The organism is Streptomyces sp. B1866 (assembly GCF_031932565.1).
GTDB lineage: Bacteria > Actinomycetota > Actinomycetes > Streptomycetales > Streptomycetaceae > Streptomyces.
In genome coordinates this window covers 1-636 of the sequence record NZ_JAVSCF010000581.1, presented here as the reverse complement: position 1 = coordinate 636, position 636 = coordinate 1, and the positions used below count along the sequence as shown (strand labels likewise).

The window sequence follows — 636 nt, the reverse complement described above, 5'->3', positions numbered from 1 at the left end:
TGTTCGCCAGCACCCGGGCGCCGACCGCGTGACGCTCGGTGTGGTACGTGTCCAGCAGCCCGCCGACCGGCCGCGGACCGGCCTCCAGGGCGAGCTTCCAGCCGAGGTTGACCGCGTCCTGAAGGCCGAGGTTGAGGGCCTGCCCGCCACTGGGCATCTGCACGTGGGCGGCGTCACCGGCGAACAGCACCCTGCCGTGGCGGTACGAGGCGAGCTGGCGGTTGGCGTCGTCGAAGGCGTTGACCCACACCGGCCGGCCGTGGCCGATGTCCTCGCCGGTGACGTGCCGCCAGGCCTCGACGACCTCGGCGAAGCCGGGCGCGCCCGTGCGCCGCCCGGCGGGCCGGCCGAAGGCGTGCACCATCACCCGGGTCACCCCGCCCGGCATCCGGGCGGCGATCGCCAGGCCGCCCGGCAGGCGCTCGAAGCGCCGGTCGGCGACGGATATCCCCTCGACGTCGGCACGCAGCAGCTCCCGCGCGGCAGCGCGGCCGGGGAAGTCCACCCCGAGCAGCCCGCGGACGGTGCTGTCCTGGCCGTCGCAGGCGACCACCCAGGACGCGCGCAGCCGCCGCGGGCCGTCCGGGGTGGCCGCCGCCACCCCGACCGCGTCGCCCTCGTCGGCGAGGGCGGTGA

Annotated in this window: 1 protein-coding gene; it reads right to left on the bottom strand. The window is 77.2% G+C overall.

What is annotated here, in order from left to right; all coding sequences use genetic code 11:
- Positions 1-636, bottom strand: a 636-nt coding sequence (locus tag RKE29_RS30290) for an FAD-dependent monooxygenase (protein WP_312008902.1), incomplete at both ends; no start/stop codon positions are given.